This window comes from Chryseolinea soli (assembly GCF_003589925.1).
GTDB lineage: Bacteria > Bacteroidota > Bacteroidia > Cytophagales > Cyclobacteriaceae > Chryseolinea > Chryseolinea soli.
In genome coordinates this window covers 5,764,060-5,784,857 of record NZ_CP032382.1, presented here as the reverse complement: position 1 = coordinate 5,784,857, position 20,798 = coordinate 5,764,060, and the positions used below count along the sequence as shown (strand labels likewise).

10 protein-coding genes are annotated in these 20,798 nt (G+C 52.1%); 6 read left to right on the top strand and 4 right to left on the bottom strand.

Features of this window, described 5'->3' with window-relative positions:
• Positions 1 to 9 precede the first annotated feature (9 nt).
• From D4L85_RS24275 to D4L85_RS24265, 3 genes are all read right to left on the bottom strand, one after another.
• Positions 10 to 990, bottom strand: a complete 981-nt coding sequence (locus D4L85_RS24275) for a hypothetical protein (protein WP_119756746.1) — start codon at positions 988 to 990, stop codon at positions 10 to 12.
• A 193-nt stretch (positions 991 to 1,183) separates the two neighbouring features.
• Positions 1,184 to 7,159, bottom strand: coding sequence for a DUF4056 domain-containing protein (locus D4L85_RS24270; RefSeq protein ID WP_119756745.1), 5,976 nt, complete (start codon positions 7,157 to 7,159; stop codon positions 1,184 to 1,186).
• Positions 7,160 to 7,526: 367 nt separating this feature from the next.
• Positions 7,527 to 9,689 (bottom strand): xanthine dehydrogenase family protein molybdopterin-binding subunit, encoded by a 2,163-nt coding sequence (locus tag D4L85_RS24265; protein ID WP_119756744.1) that lies wholly within the window; start codon positions 9,687 to 9,689, stop codon positions 7,527 to 7,529.
• A gap of 384 nt (positions 9,690 to 10,073) precedes the next feature.
• Between D4L85_RS24265 and D4L85_RS24260 the strand changes: the two genes are divergently transcribed.
• Positions 10,074 to 12,002 (top strand): tetratricopeptide repeat-containing sensor histidine kinase, encoded by a 1,929-nt coding sequence (locus D4L85_RS24260; RefSeq protein ID WP_119756743.1) that lies wholly within the window; start codon positions 10,074 to 10,076, stop codon positions 12,000 to 12,002.
• 47 nt (positions 12,003 to 12,049) lie between these two features.
• Here D4L85_RS24260 and D4L85_RS24255 read toward each other — a convergent pair whose 3' ends face one another.
• Entirely contained in the window at positions 12,050 to 12,883 is an 834-nt protein-coding gene (locus D4L85_RS24255) for a 5'-3' exonuclease (protein ID WP_119756742.1), read from the bottom strand.
• Between the two features lie 93 nt (positions 12,884 to 12,976).
• On the opposite strand from D4L85_RS24255, the gene D4L85_RS24250 reads away from it, so the two are divergent.
• The 5 genes from D4L85_RS24250 (at position 12,977) to D4L85_RS24230 (ending at position 20,666) form a co-directional block, all read left to right on the top strand.
• Positions 12,977 to 13,618 (top strand): carbonic anhydrase, encoded by a 642-nt coding sequence (locus D4L85_RS24250; protein WP_119756741.1) that lies wholly within the window; start codon positions 12,977 to 12,979, stop codon positions 13,616 to 13,618.
• 105 nt (positions 13,619 to 13,723) lie between these two features.
• Entirely contained in the window at positions 13,724 to 14,257 is a 534-nt protein-coding gene (locus D4L85_RS24245) for a response regulator transcription factor (protein ID WP_119756740.1), read from the top strand.
• Between the two features lie 54 nt (positions 14,258 to 14,311).
• Positions 14,312 to 14,848 (top strand): DUF4199 domain-containing protein, encoded by a 537-nt coding sequence (locus tag D4L85_RS24240; RefSeq protein WP_119758921.1) that lies wholly within the window; start codon positions 14,312 to 14,314, stop codon positions 14,846 to 14,848.
• 987 nt (positions 14,849 to 15,835) lie between these two features.
• A complete protein-coding gene (locus tag D4L85_RS24235; RefSeq protein WP_119756739.1) occupies positions 15,836 to 18,880 on the top strand; it encodes a SusC/RagA family TonB-linked outer membrane protein in 3,045 nt (1,014 codons plus the stop codon).
• 4 nt (positions 18,881 to 18,884) lie between these two features.
• The gene (locus D4L85_RS24230) at positions 18,885 to 20,666 is read left to right on the top strand and encodes a RagB/SusD family nutrient uptake outer membrane protein (protein WP_119756738.1); all 1,782 of its coding nucleotides are present in this window, start codon (positions 18,885 to 18,887) and stop codon (positions 20,664 to 20,666) included.
• Positions 20,667 to 20,798 lie beyond the last annotated feature (132 nt).

Genomic DNA, 20,798 nt, shown 5'->3' with positions numbered 1-20,798 from the left:
CTATACAGTTCAGAAAGTATACGTGTAACAAACACCAGACAACTGGTGACATTGCTTCATGCTTCCCTGCGCATAACCGTCCCAGTTTTTGAGTGCCACTGTAGCATACCATTCACCGTCAAATGGTCCGAAATCCTGTACAGGAATTGAATTATAATAACTGCTAAGATTGGTATCTGAATCAGCAGGATGTCCTGAGAAAGGACCAGCCTGGGTATCCAGGTAGCTGCAGGTATGCTTGCCATAGTAGTAGTAGGTAGTATCAAATGTAAAATCCCACTCAACATCTCTGCGCTCATAACAAGGAACCCAACTGCCGCCGCTGATCATTTCGAGCCTGGGTCGAAGCCAGAGGTGCGCTACCATTCTAACATCCTGACTGCAGGCTGCCGATCCACTAACTTGTTCAACGTAAGACACCCATACGTCCACAAACTTTCTTCCCGATCCGTAACTGAATGAAAGTTGAGATCCACCGATGCCAGTGCTGCCGTTGCTCCACGCATTAAAGTGAACACGGCCATTGGGTTTAGTGTCACGAGTAAGTTCCTGTCCAATAAACTTCAAGGTCCGGTCAGATTTCATGATGTCACTCTTGTTGACCAGCTTGTTGTACTCTTCTACATTCATGAGGTACTTGGTGGCTTCGCCAAAGTAAACAACATCGCTGCCAATTTGCATAAGGCGATCAGCATTCAGCAACAGGAGATGGCCAGGTGAGAGATTATCGTATCCGATCTTTGCAATGCCTTCATATCCCAGGCTATGAAGCGTCTTGAATTTGTATTGGCTGATCCACACTTCACGTTGGCTGGGCTTGAGATATTCAACTTCTTTCTTCTTTGCCAGGTAAACTTCCTCTGATGCGAAAACCAGGCGGCCGTCAACTACGCTGACTTCGGCTGGAACGGGTGCAACATCTGTTGTGATCTCTTGCTGACAAGAAAAAGCCACAACAATGATCAATACTAAAAACGGTTTTTTAAGCATAACTTTATTGGTTAGTATACTTAAATCTAAGAATGGTGTATGACAATGGCAATACCTTTGGATTAACCATCGGGAAAACACGATGCGCGAAAGCAAGCGACGACAAAAAAAGAATGAGTAATTGTGCCTGTGAAATGAAAGAGGCTGACCCTTTTGAGACAGCCCCTTTCACTTTTTAGGGGAATGCGCATGCTCAGGGCTGATCCTTGCCGGGATTTTCGGTTACCCATTCGGTGCGAAGCGCTGCCGTCTTGGCTTTCATCGTGGTCAGTGTCACGCCGGGGCTACCATTCACCGGGAACTTCATCTCATACTTGAATTTAGTGAACAGGGGTTCGAAGATGGCCGTATTGATATACGTGACCGAAGACAGATTATCAAACGGCATTCCGGCCATCCAGGGCTTCCCGTCAAAATTCCGCCGAAGCAATTCGATCGGCGATAAAGTTACTCCTGTCATCTTGAACCAATCATTCTCTATCTTCGTCAGTACCTGCTCGGTTTGAGCCTTCGTTGCGGCCGACAATTCCGTGTTGAGGATCATATTGAGGGCGAAGTCCACGGAGGTATTGAAGTTGCCACCAGCGGTGACGCCCCGCTTGCCTACCTCGATGCCTACCATGTTCGAAGGAACGTCTTCGGCAGAGAATGACGAATAGTCCTTCCAGGTTCTCAGTTCGTGTGCCCACGACTCCACGAAGGCGATCGCGGCCGCAAAGTCGAGGCGGGCAGATTTCGTGGCTGCAGGCGGTGTAAGCACCTCCACTTTTCCTTCAAAGAGATCCAATTTGGTTACGCCTGACACGAGTGCGTCAAAGATGAACTTCACCATGTCAGCCATGTCGCGGATGTGACCCAGGTCCATGAGCCCGGCCTTTTTCGTGTAGATGTATCCAATCTCGCCTCCTAAAAAAAAGCCGCCGCCTTTGATATGATTACCCAATTGGGTGGGGTCAAGCGCTCCCGGTGCAAGTGCGTTTACTTTCCATTGCCCCAGGGCACAGCATTCGCGAATGCCAGGGTCCGTCCCTGACGCGGAGACTGAACTCGACGGGGCGCCTTCGCCCGGTGCCTGCGGTGTGGCGTCGGCAAAGTGCACGATCTGGATAAACAAGTCGCCGCTGTTGTCGGTCACCATCTGCTCGTATGCGGCCAGGAAATCCGAGAAGGGTTCCGAACGTTCCGTGCCGGTAGCGGGGTCGTTAAACACAAACGTGGTGCCTGTGCCGTTGGCATTGCCACTGCCTTCGATGCGGGTAAGAATGCGCGCGTGCGGCGAGAACTGGCCCGTGGCCGTGCTGGAGTCCGTGGTGATCCACAACGGCCCATAGGTCTTCAGCCAATCGATGTATTGTTGCAACGGGTAGCTTGCCGGCGCCTCTCCCACCATGCCCAGGGCCGTGATGAAAGCTTCTTTTTCATTCGACAGCAGCGGCAGGTTGTCGTTAAATTTCTGCAAATACACAGCCCCGGCTTCCGTCATCACCGAGGTGATGCTCATCGACTGTTGCCGTTTCCAACTCATCATCATGGTGGCGGTCGCGGCCCAACACGTGTTGTCCGAGGGTTGCTTCAACTTGGGGACAATGCCTTGCACGGCGGCGAGCACGGTCGATGTGCTTCCGCTGGTGATCTCGACCGACTCGGTGTTGCCATCGGTGTCCGTCTTTTGCGCCTTCACGTCTTTGCCCTGGTCGGCGGCCTTCACGGCGGCGTCGGTGAGCGTGGGTTTCTGAACCGCTTTCTCTTTTTCGAGTTCGGCCTTCTTCGTGGCGCCACCGTCGATCTGTTGTTGCAGGTGATCTTTCACCAGCTTGCTGTAGTCATCCTGGTTCAAAGCGCCGGAGTCTTTCGCCGTCTTCAGCGTGTCCATGATCTTGGACGAATTGTCCGTGTTATGACCCTGGATGGCCATGCTCTTCGCCATTTCGGCAAAGGCCTTCGCGTTCTCCTGGTTCGACAAATAGGTCTTGATAGCATTTTGCTGATTGGCATCCAGACCGGTAACATCCTTGAAGATACCTGCCTTGCCCATCAATTCGGCGAGACCGGCCAGGCCTGCGCCGGGCTCGGGTGCCGCAGGTGCATTCTGAATGTTGACGATCGGCGATGCGAATTCTTTGAACGCCGCCTTCCAGTCGGTGATGGTCGGTACCGGCGGCGTGATGGCGCCGATGGCCGAAGGCTCGTCGGTGGTGAACTTGGTCCAATCTTGCGAGGAGTTTTCTTTTACTTTTTCACACGCATCGCATGCCCCTTGCACGGCCTCCATAAACACGCCACGTGTGGGGATGCTGACACGGTAGGGCGGCACGGGCGTCAGCGGCCGGTAGTGATCCAGCAGGGAGATCTCCTGTTGCACGCCTTCCTGTGTTTGCACGGCCACAAAGTCCTGGCCGACCTTATAGCCCGGCGCCACGGGCAACACCAGTGAATTTCCTACGATGGCCAGCAACTGGTTCTTCACCACGGATGCCAGGCTGCGAAAGCCGATGGGCAATCCGAATTCATTATAGATCTGAATATTGAAACCGTCGAGCAACATGTAGCGCCGGTCGGGATCGAGGTTTTGCCAAAGCGACTTGTTATAATGCTCGAGGTTGCTGTTCAGGTGTTCGATGAGCTTTTGCACAAGATATTTGTCTTCCTTATGCGGGTCTTTTTTCTCTTCTGCACTTTCGGGAATGTATAGCGTAGTGCCGTCCAGCAGGTCGTCGCCAGCATAGCCACTGAACAACAGGCCGTTGAAGTGCGGCGTGGAATAGGCGATGCGCACGTTCTCGATGGTGAGGGTCACCATATCTTTCAGCGCCTTCACGGTCGGGCTGTTGCAATACAGCTGCATCGTGATGGGAAAGTCCATGCGGCGTTTACTGGTGGTGCCGTTAAAGTTGATGCGAATCACGCGCTCGCCGCCTTTGTAGCGCGTCGTGCTGGTCATGTCGGTGTTGATGTAGTCCATCTTGATGGTATTGACGATCTTGTCGAACACCATCGGCGCCAGGTCGTTGTAATAGATGTCGTCCCATTCGGCAATGAGCCTGCCCTTGAAATAATAATCCAACATGTCGATGGTGTTGAAGTATCCCAGGATGGTGGCATACGTGTCCCACAGTTTTTTGTCGACAATGCCATTCTGGAAAAAATCAACGGGCGAGATGGGGAACGTTGTGTTTCCGATCTTGATGGAAAACGTCTGAAAGTTCACTACGCGGATGCACTGCGCGGGCGGCACGGTCTCGTAGTTGGCATCCAACTGCATAAAGGCGTCGAAGATCTTTCCGCGAGTCAATACCTCTTCTGTTTCGGTGTACGTTCCGTCGGAGCCCAGCAGAAAAGACAGGCCGCCCGTCATCAAGGCCAGCATGGCGCTCTTGGCATTGCTGCGATCGTCGGACACTTCTCTTGAAACGGTTTTGGAAATGACCGGCAGCGATTTGATGCGATCGTATTTTGTCTTGGGGCGCTGCAGGTTGGTGCGCAAGTAGATCTCTCCTTTCACAAAGCTGATCTGGTCCTGGTCGTAGGACCCTGTGGGAAAATCGACGTGCGCATAGTTGGTCTTGATCCTCGCGTTGGCATCAAACGCCTTCAGCAATGGGTGTTGGGGTTGCCCGGCGAAGAAGCTGTGCGGTCGAAGGTAGGTGTTGGAGTGCATGGGCAGCAAGTGCCGCGCCAGCACGTCCGACCATTTATAGATGTTCTCCGTGGAGAACTCTGTCATCAGCAGCGGCACGAAAATGCATTCCTCTACATGGGTCAACTCCTGGTAGATGGCAAAGTGCCGAAGCACTTCGAAGTACATCATGGTGAGCGAATGGCAATGATTGTGGTTCGCGACCACATCGGTGGTGGCGCTGTAGTGCTGGCCTTCCTGCACCGACGTCACCACCGAGGCGTTGAGTTGCCGGTAGCTTTCGGCATTTTGCATGATCGACTGCCGCAGCCGTTCGCTAAACGACTGCGAAATATCGCGTGAGCTGTTTTGCGATGCCTTGGAATTGGAATTGGAGTAGCCGCCGGCCACCCCGAGCGACGCACCGATCCCGCCATAACTCACGCCTACGCCCAACCCTGCGCTTATCCCTGCCGTGGATGCGGAACTGCTGCCGGAAAGGGACTCACCAATGGCGCCTCCAATCTGGTCGGTAATGATGCGGTCGTTCACAATGTTGGCCGCGAGCTGTTCGCCTTGCGCAATGGCTTGTGTCTCGGCGCCCAGCAGCGTGTGTGAGCTGTCCATAATGACCATCTGTTTCTTCTGACCTGGGGCCAGCGCGAGCGAGTACAACAGGTCGCCCAGGGAATAGCCATCCGCTTTGAATTCGGATTTATAGTGCAACACGTGACCCGTTGCCACGGTCACCGATTGATAGAACGACAGGTTGTCTTTGTTGTCGGGGGCATCCTGCCAGCGGATGGGATTGTTCAGGTCCACCGGCGAGCGCTTGATCTTCTTGTTCTCGCCCGTTAACTCAAACCGGAAGTCCGACAGCGGGTCCGATGGATTGAATGCGATCTTTCGCAACGTGTAGTTGCTCACGTCGGGGTCACTGGTGCGCACGATGGCGCGGTAGGAATATTCGCGAAGGGTCCGGTTTGGCGTGGAAAGGTTCACACAGCTTCCGCCGATGTCTTGCGTATACTGATCGGAGTTGATGAGGTCCTCCTGGCCTGGCAAGCGGCCTGCTTTTTTTGGTATGTGACAGTCGCAGTCTGCGTCGTCTTCGTCTTCACACTCCGGATCGGTCACCAATAAATATAAAAAGTCATCGGCGATGGACTCGTTGTTGGCACCGTTCTGCGGATCAACAGCGATCGTTGCTGGAGCATCGGGTGTTAAGGATACGATGGCCTGGGCCGCAACGTATGGACCATACGGATAGGGCATGCTGAAATTGCCCCCGCTGTCGGTGGTGGCGGCGCCCACGATTTGCCACACTTCGCTGGCTTCTGTGAGCTTTGCCTGCACAATCACCGTACAATCTTTTAGCGAGCACTTCTTGGGCATCTGCAGCACCTGGCCGCGAAGCTTTTTCGCGCTGTCCGTAATGCCTTCGCCGCCCGGTCCATTCAGCGTGCCCGGCTGCTGCAGGGTGACGACGATGCTGAGTTTATTCAACGCAGGGTCGGCAGGTTCAAAGTCGTTTGACCACAGCACCTCGCCACCCACCCCCTTCAACGTAACATCGACAAGGCCGTCGATGTGGTTGGCAGCAATGGGGTGATCGTCGGAAAACGAGAACGCCACCTGGTTGTTCTGGATCGGGTCCGGCACTTTCTTCCAATCGTAGTGAAGTATTTCCAGGTCGCTGGACGCGATGGCTTTTTTATTGTACTCCAGCGACAAGTAGAGAAACGCCAGGTCGTTTCGCGTCAGCGCCACATTGCCCGGGCTGATGACCTGCAGCGTCCCGCCAATGTCGATAAATTGCAGAGCCGGCACCGCAAGAGGAAAGTCAAACAAGGTCAGCAGGCTCTTTGACAGGGCGGGCAGTACCTTATCAAAGTTTTCGACGCCGCGTGCCTTTAGAAACTCCCGCAATTGCGCCATCGTGGTGTCGGGCAGTTTCTTGCGCAGCGAGGGCACATTGTCAACAAATTCCAGGTAGTTCAGCAAAATCACCAGCAGGTAAAACTCATTTTCTGATCCGGTGACTTCATGAAGTTTCTTCAGCAAACTGACATAGGCGGTTTTGTTGATCAGGTAAATGTCGGCCGATGTTTCTAACGCGCCGGCGGCTTTGTCGAACAGCCTGTTGTTCACGTCCACCAAATGAGGCAGCACCAGGCAGAGCCCTTCGAGTTCCGTTGTGCTCAGCACGATCTTCTCCGGTGTGGCGCTTGTCACGTCAATGTTCACGGCCAGGTCATCGAGCCGGGCGTTGTCGCTTCGCATGACCTGTGCATAATACAACATGAAAGCGCGCATCGCCTGCGCATCTTTTCCCGCGATGTCGTCGTCGGAAAGCTCGATGCTATAGGTGTCGGCGGCCGGATCGACCGTGGTGGTGAACGTGTGCTTTTCGATGAGCTTTCGCGTTAAGCGTTGCCCGCTTTCGCCGGTGGCAATGTAGTCGAAAACCGGCGCCTGGAAGGAAAGCTCGATGGCCTTAACGGACGGATCGTCCTTTCCCTTGAACGAAAATTTCTTTTGAAGTGTGACCATAGTTTTTTTTTGAGGGGTGAGAAAAAAAATAACATTGGCAACATCCCAACATTTGGGGATAACGGCTTCGCGGACAACGGGAGATTATAGGTATCCGAAAATAGAAGGACAGAAAAGGACTTACAATACCATTTTATAGTGAAATGAAGCGCGACATCTCCTCGCTTTCATGGAGGACATCGCTGAATTCACGTGGGGAAATAAAAAAATAATCGGGAAGTATATAACTACAAAGCTACACGTACACAAAAGTTCGCGTTGGGCTGAAGATGCTTTGCGATAGAAGGTGGGATGCATTTATGCTGCAGCATGACAAAGGATGTTCCCAACGTTGCTGCAAACAAAGTCCGGATTTATCTACAACCCGCTACACGTCCTCGAGTTTAAAGGGCAACTTGCGTATGCGGGTGCCGGTGAGATCAAAAATAGCATTGCCGAGTGCCGGTGCAAAGGCAGGCAACGCCGGCTCGCCAACACCGCCTGGCTTCTCGTCATTCTCCATGATGTGCACTTCGATGTCAGGGATTTCCACCAGGCGTGGCATGAGGTAGGTGTTGAAATTTTTCTCCACGGCCATGCCGTCTTTAAAATGGGTGGCGTGATTTATCGCCGCTCCCAGGGCCATGACAATGCTTCCTTCCACCTGGGCACGGATCGTGTCGGGGTTTACGTACCAGCCACAATCCATCACGGCAAACACCTTGTCGATCTTTACTTTCTTGTCTTGCCGGCGGGATACTTTCACCACCTGTCCAACGAGGCTGCCAAAACATTCTGTGATCGCCATTCCCCATCCGTCGTTCTTTCGTCGCGAGGTCCAGTGGCTGATCTCGGCAAGCTTGTTCACCAGCGCCCGGTAACGATCGGAAGGGAGATGCGCCTTTCTGAATTCAAGCGGGTCTTGCTTTGCCAGGTGCGCCAGTTCGTCTACAAAACTTTCGCCGGCAAATGCACTTGTGTTGGCGCCTGGAGCACGCCACCACATGGTGGGGATAGGCGACTTGATGGACATGCTCCCGAAGCTGTAATGCGGTATGGCTTTATAATAGTCACTGACCAAACCGGCGAGCCCGCCACGATTTTCCGTTACGGGTTCCGGTGTGCCGTCCTCGTCAGCCCCGGTACCCATGGGTTGTCCTGCCGAAATAACTTGAAATGAGAAGATCTTCTTTTGAGCATCCACCCCACCCCTGCAGCGGTACGATTCCCCGGAGCGGAAGGGTCCCAGGGTCATGTCATCTTCCCGGGTCCATATCACCTGTACCGGGGCTTTCATCTCTTTCGAAATAAGCGCCGCTTCATAGGGATAGTCCGTAAATGCTTTTCTTCCAAAGCCGCCACCGAGAAACGTCATGTTCACCGTTACCTTTTCGATGGGGACATGCATTCTTTCGCTTAGGTCGGCCTGGATCCAGACGGCTTCCTGGATGGGGCCCCAAATTTCAATCCTGTCCTCCCGCACATCGGCAGTGCAATTAAGCGGCTCCATACAGCTGTGCGATTGGTAGGGCATTTCATATTCGGACGTTATCGTAGCTGCCGAATCCTTGAAAGCCGTTTCAAAAACATCGGACGGCAAAGGCTTGTTCAGGTCCGCGTGCATCCGGGCATAAAGCTGTTCAGAATCCAGGTGTTCGAAGCCATCGTCATCCCATTCAACTTTTAGCAATTTACGTCCCTGCTGGGCTGTCCAAAACGAATCTGCCACAACGGCCACGCCTTCATACAACAAACCAAAGACGGCCCGCTGCACTTTAAAAACACGCTTGACACCGTTGATGGATCTTGTAGCGGTGTCGTCAAAGCTTTTCACTTTTCCTCTAAACCGAGGGTTGCGCTCTACGACCGCATAGAGCATACCCGGCAGTTTTTTATCCAGCCCGAATACCGCAGTGCCGTTGGTTTTGGCGGCGATATCTTTGCGGGGCAGGGATTTGCCAATGATCTTATAGTCCTTGCGTTCCTTTAGTTTCACCTGCTTTGGCGGCGGCAGTTGTGCCGCGTCTTTTACCAACGCGCCGTAGCTGAGCTTTTTTCCGGTGCTCCGGTGCACTACCTGCCCGTTCTCCGCATAGCATTCCGTTGCGTCGACGCGCCATTGTTTGGCTGCCGCTTCAATCAGCATTTCCCGTGCGGAGGCGCCCATGCGCAACAATTGCTGATACCAGCCCCGCACCGAAAAACTCCCCTCTTGTGGCTGCGGTCCGTATTTCTGAGGATGACCGGGAACAGACTGGATGCTCACCTGGTCCATGTTGACTTCCAATTCCTCGGCAATCATTTGTGGAATGGCCTGCCAGGTTCCTTGTCCCATTTCTGAACGGTGATTGAAGAGCGTTATCTTACCCGCGCCATCTATCGAGATCCAGGTCATCAGCTCTGTGGCAGCCTCTTCGAGGGCGCCTCCATGTATAATTTCGCCAACGCTTTTCCCCAGCGCCGGCCAATGGCAACCGAGGGTTAACGCGATGCCCGACAAGCCTGCTTGCTGCAGAAAGGCTCTCCTGGAAAAATTTCTGGTAGATTCCATCGCTACAAATTTTACGAACCGCTGATGCAAAATTTAACGAGCCGGCTCTCCGACGCATTTTAACGCTCAATCCTCCTATAATGATACGAATAAAACCCAAGTAAATTTGCGCGAAAAAATAACGCATTCCGTAACTTTGTCGCAGCAGCAAACACCCAAAATGCTTTCAGGGTGTTTAGCGGCACCCAACGATGACAACTGTTTTTTTATGGACCGACGTTGCGTGATCAGCCAACGTATCGATTACGCGTTTTTGGACACATTTTTATAACGGAAAGAATGTGCCTTCATTCCAGCAACTTCCAATTCCAAAGTGACAAAAACAGAATTTTTGAGGGTTATATTTACAGCCGTATTTCCATTCGCCGTACCCGCTAAGAGACCATGATGCGATATCCTGTTATTTTTTCCGTTTGCCTTTTGGGTGCCCTTCTCCCCTATTCCGTCCGGGCGCAAAAAGCTGAAAAAATTGAACGGTTAAAATCGGAACTTACCCAGGCCACCTCCGACACGGCAGAAATTGGAATTCTACTTTCCATTGCCATGACCTATGAGGGGTATCAGATGGATTCCGCCATGGCATACGCGCAGGAGACCCTCGAAAAATCCGAACGGATCAACTATACACAGGGTCGCGCCGACGCCCTGCTTCACATGGGCCGTCTCAAGCGGGACCAGAACAAAGAGGTGGAAGCGCTAAACCATATGTTTGAGGCCCTGAAGCTCTATCGCGAAATTGGCGACAACGTTCAGATCGCTAATTCGCTCAATGATATCAGCATTATTTACGCCAACTCGGGCGACTATAAGAACTCACTCGATTACTTCAAACAAGCGTTGGAGATCTTCCGGCAAACCGGCGATGAAAAAGGAGAATCGTATGCGCTCAACAACATTGGCGCCATCTACCAGGAAATGAAAGATGAGGCGTCGGCCAAAGATTATTTTATCCAATCCCTGAACATAAAGATCAAGCGAAAAGATCTCTATGGTATTTCCAGGGGCTATATCAACCTGGGCTCGATTGCTGAAAATCATAACGCGTGGGATGAGGCCATGCGCTACTACAAAAAAGCGGACAGCATCAATCTCCTCACAAACGACAAGCAGGTTCAAGGACCGAACTGCCTGGCCATGGCCCGGGTAGAACAGAACAAGGGTAACTTGGCCGAGGCACGGAAACTGGCGTTGCGGGCTTTTGAAGTATCAAAAGAGATCAATGAACTGTCGATCATGTCGCGCTGCAGTAAGTTCATTGCAGAACTCGATGAAAAAGCAAAGAATTACAAATCGTCGCTTGCCTACCAGAAAATATACAACCAACTCGCCGACAGCCTGAACAACAAAAACCACAAGGCTACACTGGAAGAGCTCAAGGGGAAATTCAACGTAGAGGAAAAGGAACGTGAAATTGTCATCCTCAAAAAAGACAAGGAACTTCACGAGGCCATGGCGAGAAACAACGCGCTGGTCACCTATGCCCTGTCAGGAAGCATTGTATTCCTGTTGTTGATCGTCGGGTTGATCTACTACGCCTATCGCACCACCAAAACCGCGCGCGACAGTCTGGCCAACAAAAACAGAGAGATCGAACAACAAAAGGATGATCTCGACAAACTGAACAAGGACAAGGACCGGTTCTTCTCCATCCTGTCGCACGACCTGCGCTCGCCTTTAAATTCGCTGAAGGGGCTTTCCTATTTATTGTTTAATCACGCCGACATGCTGACGGCCGATGAAACGAAAGACATCAAAAAGAAAGTCGACACGTCGCTGGATAATCTTACGGAATTGATCAACAACATCCTGGAGTGGTCCATGACTACATCCAAAAAACGCATGTGGACTTTCGACAAGCTTAACACGTCGACGCTTATTCAAAAGAACATATCCTTGTACCAGTCGATTGCGGAAAGCAAAGGTGTCCGGTTGGTTCATTCCGCCGGCGATGATGTTTTTGGTTACGCCGATTTTCAGGCGATCGACACCGTGATCCGGAACCTGATCTCCAACAGCATTAAATTCAGCCACCCGAACAGCGACGTCACGGTGAAGACGGCCGTTGATGGAAACACGGTATTGATTTCGGTCCAGGATCAAGGCATCGGGATGCCCGCCGATATCCAGGAAAAATTGTTCACCATGAACAGCTCAAAAACACAAGCCGGCACAAAAAATGAAAAGGGCACCGGCATTGGTTTGCTTTTGTGTAAAGAACTCATGAAAGAAAACAACGGCGACATTGCGGTAAAAAGTAGTCCGGGCGAGGGAAGTGAGTTCTTTGTTTCGTTTCCAGTATTTAAGCATGCATAATCCGGTTTGCCCGGGATTTATGTCTGCTCAGCCATTTGACAAACACCTCATTGAATAACTTTCGCAGCGGCAGCGTTTGCCCGATCCAGTAGACGCGGCTCCGCCATTTTTGTAGCCCACTCGGCGAACGCCGGTGTAGGCCCACGCCAGCGCAATTGCTCAACATCGTTAAATAGCGCCGCATCGGTTCGTAACGTCGCGAGGCGTTTGAACAACAATGCTCGCTCGCGTTTTTCTGCCAACAGCTTCTCCGGAAACGCCTCGATGGGTCCGTATTGGTTCAACAATTGAGCAGCGCCGGTCTTCCCGATGCCGGCAATGCCGGGGTAGCCATCGGCGCTATCGCCGACGAGTGCGAGAAAATCGGGAATGAGTTCCGGGCTCACGCCAAACTTCTTGCGCACGGCATTTGCGTCTCTGATCGCCTTTGCTCTTCGATCGATCTGCACCACGCGATCTTCGCGCACGCATTGGGCGAGATCTTTGTCCGGTGTCCAGATGCACACTTTCAGCACGCGGGGGTCGGCGGCAGCCAGGTGCGCTGCGGAGGCGAGTGCATCATCCGCTTCCAATTCGATCATCGGCCACACTACAACGCCCATCGACGCCAAGGCTTGTTCTAATGGATGAAATTGTCTAACCAGCGCCCGCTCCATGCCCGCTCCGGTTTTATACTCGGGCCACAGGTCGTTGCGAAAGGATTCGATCACATGATCGGTGGCGACACCGACGTGGGTCGCTCCTTCTTCGATCATTTGCAACACGCCGTGGAGCACGCCCACCGCGGCACCGAAGGGCTTGTCCTTGCCTTTGTTGAAACTACGCAGGCCATAGAAATGGCGGAATAGTTCGTAGGTACCGTCAATGAGGTGAACAATCATGGCGTAAACAGGTATATCGATTTTGAAAAAAGCATTTCCCGCCCGATAATTACGGATTATTTCATCATTTATTGAAGCCCCATTTTTTAATTTATGGCATTATATCACCAGATCTTCAAAAATAACTCGAAGTGGATTGCAACAAAAAAAGCCGCCCAACCCGATTTTTTTAAAAATCTATCGGAGGGCCAGGCACCTGAGATCTTATACATCGGCTGCAGCGATAGTCGGGTCGGCGCCGAAGAACTTACGGGAACGCAACCCGGTCAGATGTTTGTGCACAGAAACATCGCCAACCTGGTCCCGAACAATGACAACAGTTCGCAGGCTGTTGTCGAGTATGCCGTGGTGCATCTGAAAGTTAAGCACATTGTGGTCTGCGGCCATTATTTTTGTGGTGGTGTGAAGGCGGCGATGCAAAGTAAAGACCTGGGAGTGCTCAACCCCTGGCTCAGAAATATCCGGGACGTCTATCGCTTGCATAAACATGAACTGGACAACATCACCAATATTGACGAGCGCTATAACCGGTTGGTCGAATTGAATGTGCAGGAACAATGCATCAATGTCATTAAAATGGCGGTCATACAAAAATCGTATATCAAGAATAAATCGCCGCTGATCCACGGCTGGGTCTTTGATGTTTCTACCGGCAAATTGATCGATTTGAAAATTGACTTCCCGAAGATACTTCACTCTATTCAGGAAATATATGATCTAACCAAAGAGGTTTAGCGCACCTTTACCATTGGCAATCCGTAGAACATCGAATACAGGAAGGCGTTTATATAAGAAAGCAAACCGTCACGGACAAGAAGAAGGCGGCATCGGAAAAAGAGCATGATTTTTTTAAAAGACATATGGCACAAACTCCGCCCTGTCGCTTTGTATGGCGTGCTCATGGCCGTCCTGGTATTTGCGCTGAAGTGGCTTCAATGGAAATACCTGATCACCGATAACGCTTCCGATGTTTACGTCGGACTGATCGCCGTCTTTTTTACACTCCTGGGAACGTGGGTAGCCACACAGTTTGCCAAACCCAAAATACAGACGGTCGTTGTCGAGAAAGAAATCTACCGGGATCAACCCGGCGATTCTGCCCTGAACGAAACCGAACTAAAGAAACTCAACCTGACCACCCGCGAATACGAAGTGCTGCAACTGCTGACACAAGGCTACACGAACGCCGAGATCGCAGATAAACTTTACCTCTCGCTGAGCACGGTCAAAACCCACGTGTCCAATCTGTTTGTGAAAATGGACGTAAAAAACAGAACGCAGGCGCTTGAAAAAGCTAACCGGTTGAAACTCACGCCCCAGGCGAACTCATACTTTGGTATGAAGTCTCCGAAATCGGGGAACTTTGGTACTTAAGTATGAAGCCGGCCGATGCCCCGGAGAGTAGGTTTGCTTAAAACCAAAAATACAATGAAACGAAACGTCTTAATTTTCGGATTGATCCTCGGAACAATCCTCACCGGGCACATGGTCTACATGGTGGACGTGGTTTACCACAACCCCGATTTCGAAAGCAACGATGTCGTCGGCTACGCCGCCATGGTCGTTGTTTTTTCCCTGACCTTTTTCGGCATCCGGAATTACCGGAACAAACAATTGAACGGCGTGATCTCGCTTGGCACAGCGTTTAAGACCGGCGCTTTGATCGCTTTGATCGGATCGACCATGTATGTAGGGGTTTGGCTTTTTTACTACTATCTGTTTGTCCCCGACTTTTTGGACAAGTATTGCCTGCACGTCATCCATCAAGCCACCCGAAACGGTGCCACGGCTTCCAAATTGGCCGCCAAGACCCAGCAGATGGCGCAATTCAAGGAAATGTATAAAAGCCCGGTTTTTGTGGTTTTGATTTCTTATGCTGAAGTGCTGCCTATTGGGCTTGTGGTCGCCTTTGTTAGTTCGCTCATTTTAAAGAGAAAACCGGTGACGGTGACGGTCGTGGAATAGTAGCCAGTAGTCAGTAGCCAGTAGTCAGTAGCCAGTAGTCAGTAGTCAGTAGCCAGTAGCCAGAGCTAATGCCTTTTCCTATGTATACTTATCTGTTTTTTACTTTAATCTCATTGTCAAAACTGTGCGGAAAGCAAAAATAATGACTGCCGATAGCGGACCTTCCAAGCTAAGGTATTCAATTCATACTAACCCAGGCTTTAGCCTGGGGTTATCGATGCGATGAAAAAGGTGCCATAGGAAAGCCCGGATCGATCTTCGCATTTCATGGCACCGGCTGTGCACGCTGCCCCGGGCTCTGACGTGGCGAGCCACCTTTTATGAGCGTGACATGTCTTTGAGGGGAGTGGTCTGAAGGCACTTCGGAGCCAGAGGCAGTGAGGGTACGCCATGAACGTTCGTGCTATTTATGAGACGTGAGCGTGGCGCAGTTATAACTGATTGCCCTAACCCCGGGCTAAAGCCCGGGGTTATACATGAATACGATACATGATTACGATACCTTATTACCATACCTTATTACCCATACCTTAGTTCACAGGCAAGGTTAGGAACCCGCTTTGCAAAACACGCTTCAATTTTTTCTTTGATAATAGAACACTGAGTCAAAGAATTCATTGGCAAGTCTGAATATTTATTGCTGATCTTATAATCTGGATGACCAAACGACGGGGACGTTGAACAGCAAGATTTACCCCTACAACATCCTTCATATTTTTTTAACTTTTCTTGAACACTCGCGAGGGTATCGGTGTAGCCTTGGGGTTGCTTTGCAGTTTTTTGTTAGGGCAATCCGTACACTTAATTGACCTAATCATAACATTGCTTTAAATTTCGTAACACATTCGTTTCCTTCATTTGCCCAAATTTTAGCCCGTGTCCCAAGAGCCTAAACCATCGATAGCATCTCATCAGACTTTCGGGTGGAGCCAAGCGGGACATCCTCACAAAGCATCCTTAAGAAACTTACCAACCAACAATTTAACTATGCAGAATACATTTACATTTCCCTCGCTAAAGGGTCTTGTCCTTTTAGCTGTTGCCGGGTTGTGCAGTATGGCCACCCGGGCCGACGGCTTCGAGACAAGAACAGCACCGGTCGCCACCGTAACCGCCGTGGCGAACATCACCGGTAAAGTATTGGATGAGACCGGTGCGCCTCTGCCGGGCGCCACCGTAGTAGTAAAAGGCAGCAACAACGGTACCGTTACCAATAGCGACGGTGCATTCGCCATCGAAGCAGACATGGGCAGCACGCTGGTGGTGTCGTTCGTGGGATACGCCAGCCAGGAAATTGCCATCAACAGCACGACGCTGGAAATCAAAATGTCGCCCGACGCCGCCACACTCGAAGAGCTGGTGATCGTTGGTTATGGCGATCAGAAAAAATCGGACGTTACCGGATCGGTGGCTCAGCTCACCTCCGAGAACTTCCGGCAAGGTATCAACACTTCGGCCGACAACCTGATCCAGGGTAAGATCGCCGGCGTGCGCGTCGTGAACAGCAGCGGTGAACCCGGGGCTGGGATGGACGTTGTGATCCGGGGTGTCGGCTCCATCCGCAGCGGTAGCACACCGCTCTTTGTGGTGGACGGCGTACCGCTCTCCAACGACAACGCCAGCCCTACCGGCGACAACATCGGCTTTGGTGCCTCGGCCGCGAAAAACCCGCTCAACTTCCTGAACACGACCGACATCGAGTCGATCAACGTGTTGAAGGACGCCTCGGCTGCCGCCATCTACGGTGCGCGGGGTGCCAACGGTGTGGTGATCATCACCACCAAAAAAGGCTCGAAAGGCAAAGGCACACTGACCGCCGACAGCTATGTTGGTTTCTCGACCGTGTCTAAAAAACTCGATCTGCTTTCGGCCGACGAATACCGCGGTGTGATCAAAGATCCCAACTTCGATCACGGCGGCAACACCGACTGGCAAGATGTGATCATGAGAAAAGCCGCCAGCAACAACCAGGCATTGTCGTTCGCCAAGCAAACCAACTCCGGCAACTACTACGTGTCGCTGGGACGCATGGAACAACAGGGCATTGTCGGCAACAGCAACTTCTCCCGTCTCTCCGCGCGCATCAACGCATCGGAGTCCTTCCTCGACGACGAGCGTTTGAAGATCGCCGTACACCTCACGGCCAGCCAGACCAGAGACCGTGCGATCCCCACCAGCGATGATGGCGGTTCCAACGGACAGCTCATCACACAGATGCTGATGGCCAATCCTACTTACCCCGTGTATGCCGCCGATGGCAGCTACACCAACTTCAAGGCCAATGCGTACTACAACCCCGCTTACTTGCTGAGCCTGTACGACGACGTGACCAAGACCACGCGCGTACTCGGCAACATCGAGACTTCGTTCCGCATTGTGAAAGGGCTGGAGTACAAATTGAACGTGGGTATCGACCGTTCATTAGGCGAGCGGAATGCAACGCTTTATCCTAACATCATCGACATCAACCCCACCGGACGGTATTCGCAAAGCAATACCGAGTCAACGAACACGCTGCTCGAGCACTATCTGACGTATAGCACGCAATTGGGCAAACACAAGTTCGATGTGCTGGGAGGTTTTTCGTATCAAAAATTCGACCGGTCCGGCGGCACCTGGGGCTTATCGGGCATTGCCGCGCAAGGTCAGGGTGTGCCTCCCGAGTATAACCCCGGCTACAAGGGCACCGTTCTGCCGCCTACCGGTTATAGCCAGGAGAACGAGCTTCAGTCGTACTTCGGTCGCGTGAACTATGCCTATGACGATAAGTATCTCTTCACCGCGTCGATGCGTGCAGACGGATCTACACGTTTTGGAACGAACAATAAATACGGATACTTCCCCTCGTTCGCGGCAGGCTGGAATTTCCAACACGAGAATTTCATGTCGGACGTGACGTGGCTTTCGAGTGGTAAACTTCGCGCCAGCTGGGGACAGACCGGTAACCAGGACGTACAGAACAAGATCACCCAAGCCAGCTATTCGCTGTCGGGCGCAGACGGTTACTACCTCAACAACGACCTCGCGCTGGTGAACGGCTTGTCGATCACCCGTACGCCCAACCCGAACCTGAAGTGGGAAGTGTCTACCCAGTATGACTTCGGTTTTGATTTCGGTTTGCTCGACAACCGCCTCTATGGAACGATCGACTATTTCAATAAGACCACAACGGATGCGATCCTCTACATCCCCTCTCCCGTGCTGAGCCCTACACCCAACGTGTGGGTGAACATCGATGGCAAGATCGTGAACACCGGCGTTGAAATGATGCTCGGCTACCGGATCCTGAACACCAACAAGATCACCTGGTCGGTCGATGTAAACGGCGCCACCCTGCACAACGAGATCAAGGACCTGCCCGTATCGCAGATCTATTCCGGTATTGTTTCCGGTACCGGTCTGACCGACGTATGGGCCAACATCTACAAGAGCGGTTATGCCGCCGGCTCGTTCTACCTGTTGGAACACGATGGCTTTGATGAAAACGGAAAAGACAAGTTCAAAGACAAGGACGGCGATGGCGTGATCACCAACAACGACCGCACGATCTTCCACGGTGCGTTGCCCACCTTCTCTTATGGCCTCAACTCGCAATTGAAATATCTCAATTTCGATTTGTCGCTTTCCTTCATCGGGCAGTCGGGTGGCTCGCTCATCAACAACACCGCGGTGGGCGCGATCAACGTGAACAACTTGAATTCCGACCGGAACACAAGCCGCGACTACGCCAACTCGGGTGCTAACATCACCAACCCTCCGCGCCTTTCTACGCTGTACATGGAAAGCTCCAACTTCTTCCGGTTGAACAGCGCGCGCCTGGGCTACACGTTCAGAACGGCAAAGCTCAACTGGCTTGACAACGCCACATTGTATGTGACCGGCCAAAACATCTTTACCATCACGAACTACACCGGATTCGATCCGCTGATCAACAGCCCGAAAGCACTCAGTGGTAACCAATCGTTGGGTATCGACTATCCTCGCTACCCCACTGCCAAAACATTCACTGTAGGTTTATCCATAAAAATCTAACGACATGAACTTTAAGAATATATTCAGATCCAAATCAGCACAGATCATTTCGGCAACGCTACTGCTCAGTTCATTCTCCTGCACCGACCTCAACGAAGAGGTGCGCGATGAAGTGTTGGGTGGTCAAGCCCCGAGTATGGAAAGCACCTTGGTTGCAGCCTATGACCGCATCGGCGATGCCACATTTACCGACCACACGGGGATGATCTCCATGCAGGAATATGCTTCCGACATGGCCCTCGTGCCCACACGGGGCAGCGACTGGGGTGATGGTGGCAAGTGGCGTGAAATGCACGAGTTCACGTGGACACCCAGCAGCCTTATCCTGACCGACCAATGGAACCGCCTCACCAACGGCATTTCCCGTTCGCTTACGGCCATCCAGACCATCACAAATTCTGACGGAGACAAGAAAGCCCTCTATCTCGCCGAGGCGCAAGGTTTGTACGCCTTCTACATGTTCCACACGTTTGACCTGTACAACCAGGCACCTTATCGCGATCCGCTGGATATCAATGCGCCGGTAACGGCAAAGCAAGCACCCGAAGGCATCGACGAACTGATCACCCTGGTGGAATCCCTGATCCCCAACCTGGCTACGCTTGGCGATCAATCCACCCACACGGGACGCTTCACAAAAGAAGCAGCCTATGCCCTGCTGGCCGACATGTATCTGAACCGCGCCGTATTCAAAGACCGCTTCAATGCTACCTCGGACTTTAAATTCACTGAAGCTTCCCTCACCGGTGGCGAGACCGATATGGATCGTGTGATCTATTACACGTCGCTGCTCATCAACGGCGGCAAGTTCCAATTGGCCAGCAACTACTTTTCGAATTTTGACATCACGAATTCCGGCGCACCGGAGCACGTTTTCGTAGTGGTTCAAAAAGTCGATGCCTTCCGGGCCGGCGATAACGACCTGGGCTATGTGAACCAGGAACGCAACCAACGCCCGTCGCCCGCAAACCGCGGCACGAACGCAGCGTGTATGACCACGGAATTCTTTCACAGCTGGGACGGCAACCATGACGACCCGCGTTTCTCCCGGAAGTATCAATATCCTGACGGCACGTGGTTCATGAACGACGGCACAGACACAAGTGTCCCTGCTACCGACGTCGTGGCCGGAACCACTCAGCCCTGGTTCCATTTCAACCGCGGTATCCTCTACGGACAACAATATGGACCGAAGCTCAACGACAAAGGTGGTTTTATCATGGACGGCGCACGCATCTCCGTGTTGCCCCTGGTGATGGAAAAAAACACCAACACGCCGATGAACTTTACGCCCGACCTGGCGTTCGACAACCCGATGGCATCGGTATTAACTTCCAACCAGCTGAACCAGGGTGCGCGATTCTTCAAGTTTGAATTCAATCCTGCCGGTGTATCCGGACCCGATAACGGCGTGAGTGGCGTAGACATTCCCCTTTACCGTCTGGGTGGTATCTATACGATGCGTGCCGAAGCCTACTTCCGCAAGGGCCAGGTTACCGAAGCATTGGCCGACATCAACATCCTGCGGACCAGCAGAACACGCGAAGCGCTCTATGCCAATGCTCCCGGCCAAGCCATTGCTTCCCTGGACGCCGACATCCTCCTGCGTGAACTCGGCTTCGAGTTGTACTGGGAAATGAAACGCCGCCCCCAATTGGTTCGTTTCGGCAAGCTTGACCTGCCCAACACCGCCAAGCCGGCTACAGGGCCTTCGCGCCGTGCCTTCCCGATACCACAGTCGACCATCGACGTGAACAAACAGTTCCAGCAAAACAGCGGCTACTAAAAACAAGAGATTTTAGAAGGATGTAGACCCACTACATCATCAATCCGCACCCATCGAAGAAGCCGTCTCAAAAATTTTGAGACGGCTTTTTTTCATCCCCTCCCCATTTTTGTTGGTGCCCCACCAACAAAA

Bases quoted from the DNA above. Each gene is read 5' to 3' on its own strand.
- D4L85_RS24275 (WP_119756746.1), bottom strand. From the start codon at position 990: ATGCTTAAAAAACCGTTTTTAGTATTGATCATTGTTGTGGCTTTTTCT.
- D4L85_RS24270 (WP_119756745.1), bottom strand. From the start codon at position 7,159: ATGGTCACACTTCAAAAGAAATTTTCGTTCAAGGGAAAGGACGATCCG.
- D4L85_RS24265 (WP_119756744.1), bottom strand. From the start codon at position 9,689: ATGGAATCTACCAGAAATTTTTCCAGGAGAGCCTTTCTGCAGCAAGCA.
- D4L85_RS24260 (WP_119756743.1), top strand. From the start codon at position 10,074: ATGATGCGATATCCTGTTATTTTTTCCGTTTGCCTTTTGGGTGCCCTT.
- D4L85_RS24255 (WP_119756742.1), bottom strand. From the start codon at position 12,883: ATGATTGTTCACCTCATTGACGGTACCTACGAACTATTCCGCCATTTC.
- D4L85_RS24250 (WP_119756741.1), top strand. From the start codon at position 12,977: ATGGCATTATATCACCAGATCTTCAAAAATAACTCGAAGTGGATTGCA.
- D4L85_RS24245 (WP_119756740.1), top strand. From the start codon at position 13,724: ATGATTTTTTTAAAAGACATATGGCACAAACTCCGCCCTGTCGCTTTG.
- D4L85_RS24240 (WP_119758921.1), top strand. From the start codon at position 14,312: ATGAAACGAAACGTCTTAATTTTCGGATTGATCCTCGGAACAATCCTC.
- D4L85_RS24235 (WP_119756739.1), top strand. From the start codon at position 15,836: ATGCAGAATACATTTACATTTCCCTCGCTAAAGGGTCTTGTCCTTTTA.
- D4L85_RS24230 (WP_119756738.1), top strand. From the start codon at position 18,885: ATGAACTTTAAGAATATATTCAGATCCAAATCAGCACAGATCATTTCG.